The organism is Flavobacterium panacis (genome assembly GCF_024649945.1).
Classification (GTDB): Bacteria; Bacteroidota; Bacteroidia; order Flavobacteriales; family Flavobacteriaceae; genus Flavobacterium; species Flavobacterium panacis.
In genome coordinates this window covers 150,514-156,721 of the sequence record NZ_JANKMS010000013.1, presented here as the reverse complement: position 1 = coordinate 156,721, position 6,208 = coordinate 150,514, and the positions used below count along the sequence as shown (strand labels likewise).

4 protein-coding genes and 1 tRNA gene are annotated in these 6,208 nt (G+C 32.9%); 1 reads left to right on the top strand and 4 read right to left on the bottom strand.

What is annotated here, in order from left to right:
• Positions 1 to 176: 176 nt before the first annotated feature.
• The 3 genes from NQQ59_RS22660 to era all read right to left on the bottom strand — a co-directional run bounded on the left by NQQ59_RS22660 (position 177) and on the right by era (position 5,498).
• Positions 177 to 2,927 (bottom strand): outer membrane beta-barrel protein, encoded by a 2,751-nt coding sequence (locus NQQ59_RS22660; RefSeq protein ID WP_144215213.1) that lies wholly within the window; start codon positions 2,925 to 2,927, stop codon positions 177 to 179.
• Between the two features lie 155 nt (positions 2,928 to 3,082).
• Positions 3,083 to 4,393, bottom strand: a complete 1,311-nt coding sequence (gene der / locus NQQ59_RS22655; RefSeq protein ID WP_144221519.1) for a ribosome biogenesis GTPase Der — start codon at positions 4,391 to 4,393, stop codon at positions 3,083 to 3,085.
• A gap of 223 nt (positions 4,394 to 4,616) precedes the next feature.
• A complete protein-coding gene (gene era, locus NQQ59_RS22650; protein WP_144215214.1) occupies positions 4,617 to 5,498 on the bottom strand; it encodes a GTPase Era in 882 nt (293 codons plus the stop codon).
• Positions 5,499 to 5,615: 117 nt separating this feature from the next.
• Between era and NQQ59_RS22645 the strand changes: the two genes are divergently transcribed.
• Positions 5,616 to 5,688, top strand: a tRNA-Met gene (locus NQQ59_RS22645).
• Positions 5,689 to 5,802: 114 nt separating this feature from the next.
• Here the strand turns inward: NQQ59_RS22645 and NQQ59_RS22640 are convergent.
• A complete protein-coding gene (locus NQQ59_RS22640; RefSeq protein ID WP_257698438.1) occupies positions 5,803 to 6,204 on the bottom strand; it encodes a DUF6193 family natural product biosynthesis protein in 402 nt (133 codons plus the stop codon).
• Between the last annotated feature and the right edge of the window lie 4 nt (positions 6,205 to 6,208).

Here is a 6,208-nt window from a genome sequence, read left to right as displayed (position 1 = left end):
GATTTTAGATTTTAGATTTTAGATTTTAGATTTTAGATTTTAGATTTTAGATTTTAGATTTTAGATTTTAGATTTTCTAATAAAAAAACTGGCAAATCAAAAAATGATTTGCCAGTTTTTTTATTAGATTTTGGCCCTTTGAACCTTTATAACTTTGAACCTTTGTCTCTCAAGAATTACGCTCCTCTCTGCTTTCTTCCCTTTTTACTATCTGCAAAATTTCCTATTTTGTAGGCTAGAGAAAACATTACATATCTTTTTAAAACTGTATTCTCTTCATCACGAATCGATGTAGAAGAAATGGTTCTAGTTGCACTTTGATTCTGATTTAAAACATCATACACTTTCACTTTCGCATATAATTTTTTATCTAAGAAACCATAAGACAAACTAGTATTCCAAAGAAAGAAATCTTTCTTAAAATCACCCGAAATATTTGAATTATAAGTATATCCAAAATCATTTCCGAAAATCAAATTGGCTGGCCAATAAGAAGTGGTCTGCATATTAATTCTATGAATTACATTTGAAGTTGCATCTCTTGAAAAGTTTTCATATTTCGTTTCGTTGTATGACAAACTATAAGATGGTGCAATCGAAAGCACTTCTCCATAATCATACGAAGCATAAACACTTGGCGTAACTACAATAGATTTTGCATTGTATAAAACAGCATTCGTAAATCCTTTATCAAAATTATAATTTCCGCTTAAACGAAGACCGTATCTAAATGTATGCGCATCTTTCTTAATCTGCTGATTCCAGTTCCCACCCATAGACATCGAATAAGTTCCCGAAATATTCACATAAGTCGTATTTCTTTTTCCGCTATCGTCATAAATAGAAGTCGAAACGATATCATTATTATAATAATCTCCTCTTAGATAAACGCTATAACCGGAACGCGATCTAAAATCAAAATTTTTGAAATCAATTCCTGCACTATTTTTCTCTACAGGATTTAAATCTGGATTTCCAATTACACTATTCAACGGATTATTTAAGTTTGCTACAGGCATTAATTGATTTGCAGATGGAAGCGCATTTGAATAATCATACTTAAATGTTAAATTTTTTGAACGATCAAACTTGTATCGAAGTTGTGCATTTCCGTAAGGAAGTATATACCTTTTATTTAAATCGGTTGCTTGATTTAAATACAAAGAATGGTTGTCAAACTCTACAATTGAAGTTCTGGAATTTAAATTAAGCGTAAATTTATTCTTCTGTAAAGTAATTCCAACCTTTGGAGAAATCGAATTTTGCTTCGATGAAGTAAAATTTGTTAACGATGTATTTAAATTAGAATAACGATCTGTTGCCTCATCAAAATCAAATGTTTTTTGATCGTTATTTGAATTCTGCCAGTTTAAATCAGTCCCAAAACGTACACGAAGCGAGTCTGTAATTGGTTCAGTATATTCAATATCAAAAGCGTAAGAATTGCTTTTTGAATTATTTTTTGCGTTCTGATTTCTTTCATCATTCGGTTTTCCATCTTGATGAAAAATAGTTTCAGAAATGTTAATTCCGTTCGAATTATTTTTAGAGTTGTTATTGTTAAAAACAACACTCAGATTTCGTGATTTTTTTTCAAATACTTTATTGAAGTTAATACTATTTGCAAAGTTTGTATTTGAACCTTCTGTATGAGAAGTTGATGTACTTTCGTTCAAAGGATCTCCGTTTTGATCTACAGAAGAAGTAAACGAAGAATTGGTATTATTCGAATTTGACTGATTTAAATTTGGAGCCACAACAAGACGCATTGTGGGGTCAATTTTATATTCTAATTGAAAATTGGCATTGTTTCCTGTATTTTCATTCTTGCTTTTAGAATCAGATTCTGTCACAATATTTCCAGTTGGCAAAAAACTAACCTGATTCGATTTACTATCATTTTTTGTCACAGCATTTGTAAAATTGTAACTGCTCATAAACTCCAAATCTTTTGTCCAATCATCGGAATAGTTAATTCCGGCCAAAGTAGATTGTGTAATTCCTTTTCCACCGCTGCTCGCTCCTTGATTGCCTCCTCTTGCATTTCTTCCGCCACCCATATTATCAAAAACCTCATCCATAGAAAATCCAGTTGAATTGATATTATTGGAAGAAGCCAAAACACTAATTTTTTGTTTATTCTTGAAAAAGTTCATCATCAAACTACTCTCGTAGCGCTCGTCCGAACCATATCCGCCAAGAACTTTCCCAAAATATCCCTTGTTTTTCTTTTCGTCAATGGTAATATTGATACTCGAATAATCTGAAGTCGATTCTTGTTTGGCAAGTTCTTCTTTTTTTGTTTTAAAATCTGAAACTTGAACTTTCTTAATAATATCTGCCGGAAGATTTTTAATTGCAATCGCCCCATCTTTATCAAAAAATGCTTTTCCGTTCACTAAAACCTGATTAACTTCCCGCCCATTAACTGTTATTTTCCCTGAATTATCGACATCAAAACCAGGCAGTTGCTTCAATAAAGCTTCCACATTAGCATCTGGGCGGACTTTATATGAAGGAGCATTAAATTCTAAGGTATCTTTTTTAATGGTAATTGGCGGTGCTTCAGATTTTACAATTACTTCGTTCAGAACATTTGCATTTTCGATCATATACAATTTTCCAAAGTCTTTACTTTCTGTAAGTCCTTTTAATTCTTCAAAGTAAGTTTGATAGCCTGTATAATTTACTTTTAGGAAAACTGGTTTCTCAAACTTTTTAGTATTGATAATAAAATTTCCGTTTTTATCCGTCGTAGCATATTCAATCATAGTAGAATCTTTTACTGTGGTAAAATAAACGGTAGCAAGTTCAAGTGGAAGCTGTGTATTGATATCAATCACAGTACCTTTAACAACAATATTGTTTTGGGCATTTGCCGAATAAACAAAAACTAAAAACAATAAAAACGAATAAAATCTGGTCATAAAATTAGGTTAGTTTGAATAGTAAGACTTAAAAAAACACAAAAGGTTTAATTGTGTTTTTCACATTTATTCAAATATAATGCCAATAAAAAATTGATCTTGTAATTTTATAGATACCAAACATAAAAAAGTCCCCTGCTTTAGGGGACTTTCATTTATTTTTCTCTAATATAAATATCGATTGGAACTCCTGCGAAATCCCATTTCTCTCTAATTTTATTTTCCAGATAACGTTTATAAGGTTCTTTTACATATTGTGGCAAGTTAGCAAAAAATACAAACTGAGGCGTTTGAGTTGGCAACTGCATACAATATTTAATTTTTACATACTTCCCTTTTGTTGCTGGTGGCGGATAAGCCTCAATTACTTTCAACATATATTCGTTGAATTTTGAAGTTGCAATTCTTTGTTTTCTATTTTCAAAAACCTGAACTGTAGCTTCAAGTGCTTTTAATAAACGTTGTTTTGTTAAAGCAGAAACGAATAAAATCGGCACATCTGTAAAAGGCATCAATTCTTTTTTGATTTTCTCTTCGTAATCACGAGTTGACATCGTATCTTTTTCTACCAAGTCCCATTTGTTTACCAAGATGACAACACCTTTACGGTTTTTCTCAGCCAACCAGAAAATACTTTGGTCTTGACCTTCAAATCCACGTGTTGCGTCGATAACCAATATACAAATATCTGCATGCTCAATTGCTCTAACAGAACGCATTACAGAATAAAATTCTAAATCTTCTTTTACTTTTGCTTTACGACGAATTCCCGCAGTATCCACTAAGTTAAATTCGAAACCAAAACGGTCAAATTTAGTATCAATTGCATCACGAGTTGTTCCAGCAATATCAGTTACGATATAACGATCTTTACCAATCAAAGCATTGATAAAACTAGATTTCCCAGCATTTGGACGACCTACAACTGCGAAACGCGGTAAATCTTCTTTAACCTCAATCTCTGGTTTTTCTGGAAAAGCTTCAATTAAAGCATCTAATAAATCTCCAGTTCCGCTTCCTGAAATACTTGCGAAAGTATAATAATCACCTAAACCAAGGTTGTAAAACTCAATTGCATCTTTCTCACGCATTGCGTTATCAACCTTATTTACAGCCAATAAAACTGGTTTTGTTACTTTACGAAGCAATTTCGCAACAGTTTCATCCATTGGTGTAATTCCTTCTTCAACATCAACCACAAAAATAATAACATCGGCTTCGTCGATAGCAAGTTCTACCTGTTTACGAATTTCGCCTTCGAAAACGTCATCAGACCCTCGAACGTATCCACCTGTATCAATGACAGAAAACTCTTTTCCGTTCCACTCGCTTTTACCATAGTTTCTATCACGGGTAACCCCAGATACTGAATCTACAATAGCTTCTCTTCTTTGTATCAGCCTATTAAACAGGGTCGATTTCCCTACGTTAGGTCTTCCTACTATCGCAACAATGTTATTATTCATTTTTTTGAATTTTAGATTCTAGATTTACAATTCCAGATTTCGTTTTTGACTAAATCCCAATAAATTATAAATCTAAAATGCCTTATTTAAATTTTTTGCAAAGGTAGTTAAAAAAAGTTGCTGAGCTACTAAGTTTCTAAGTACCTAAGTTTTTATATTTTTTAGTCGCAGTCGCAATCACAGTTTTAAGACTGAGACTGGAAACTGCGGCTGAAAACTCTTTTTATTGATTATATCCGAAACGTTTCAACATATTAGCGTTGCTTCTCCAGTTTTTGTTCACTTTTACGTAAAGTTCAATATGAATTTGTTTTCCGAAGAATTTCTCTAAATCGGCACGTGCATCTGTTCCTACTTTTTTCAAAGCAGCACCTTTATGTCCGATAATGATTCCTTTTTGTGTATCACGTTCTACCATGATTACAGAGCGAATTCTGATAATATTTTCATCTTCGTGAAATTCTTCTGTTACGATTTCTACGGCATATGGAATTTCTTTGCTATAATTCAGCAAGATCTTTTCGCGGATTGTTTCATTAACAAAGAAACGCTCTGGTTTGTCTGTTAATTGATCTTTTGGGTAATAAGCTGGAGATTCTGGCAATAATTCGATAATTCTTCCGAACACTTCTGGTACGTTGAAATTCTGCAAAGCCGAAATTGGGAAAATCTCTGCATTTGGCACTTTTTCTTTCCAGAAAGAAACTTGTTGCTCCAATTGTTCTTGATTCGAATTGTCAATTTTATTTAAAAGCAATAAAACTGGAATCTTAGCGTGAATGATTTTCTTAAAGAAATCTTCGTCTTTAAGATCTTGCTCACCGATTTCTACCATGTAGATTAAAATATCAGCATCTTCAAAAGCTGATTTTACAAAATTCATCATCGATTCCTGCATTTCGTAGGCCGGTTTGATGATTCCTGGAGTATCAGAAAGGACTAATTGAAAGTCTTCTCCATTTACAATTCCCAGAATTCTATGGCGTGTTGTTTGTGCTTTAGAGGTAATAATTGATAATCGCTCTCCAACGAAAGCGTTCATCAATGTTGATTTTCCAACATTTGGATTTCCGATAATGTTTACAAAACCTGCTTTATGTGACATTTGCATACTATTTTAGGATGCAAAGGTAGTCATATCAAGTCAATACAGAAAATAAAACATTTTTTAAAGTTTTCGTTGGATTTCTAAAAAATCGGCGTATCTTTGCACCCGAAACATCGCGGGATAGAGCAGTAGGCAGCTCGTCGGGCTCATAACCCGAAGGTCACAGGTTCGAGTCCTGTTCCCGCTACTAAGTAAAGCTTCAGAGAAATCTGGAGCTTTTTTTATTTTCTAAGTATTTCTTTTAAGATTTTTATTTTCGCTAAGTTTCTGAAACAAGATTCAGAGCTACGACAGCATTTTTTTATAAGTTCTCAGATGTTCCTTTTACTGCAGGACCAATATCCTTAGGTAAATTACGAAGTACAATTTTTAATGCTTCACTTGCTAAACCCGAACCAATTTCATCACCTTCACCATTTCTTACTAGATATTGATCGGTTTCAAAAATTGGTGTAACTGTTGGTGTGTCGTATGTATACGGATAACCAGTACATCGACTAAAACATAATGTCGTTAAACTTGTAAATGGAAAAAGTTTAGATAAAATCTTGTCTTTTACTGCTAGTTCAACAAAACTTTTGATTTCCTTATCGAATTCGTCATGAAGAATTGATTGCCATTTGTATTCAACCTCTTTTCCTTCATCAAAAGCTTTTGCTTTTTCCTCTGGAGCAACAAAAGAAAATTTATCCGCCAATTGCATTGTA

Excerpts from the sequence above, each read along its gene's own strand:
- NQQ59_RS22660 (WP_144215213.1), bottom strand. The coding sequence starts at position 2,927 with ATGACCAGATTTTATTCGTTTTTATTGTTTTTAGTTTTTGTTTATTCG.
- der (WP_144221519.1), bottom strand. The coding sequence starts at position 4,393 with ATGAATAATAACATTGTTGCGATAGTAGGAAGACCTAACGTAGGGAAA.
- era (WP_144215214.1), bottom strand. The coding sequence starts at position 5,498 with ATGTCACATAAAGCAGGTTTTGTAAACATTATCGGAAATCCAAATGTT.
- NQQ59_RS22640 (WP_257698438.1), bottom strand. The coding sequence starts at position 6,204 with ATGCAATTGGCGGATAAATTTTCTTTTGTTGCTCCAGAGGAAAAAGCA.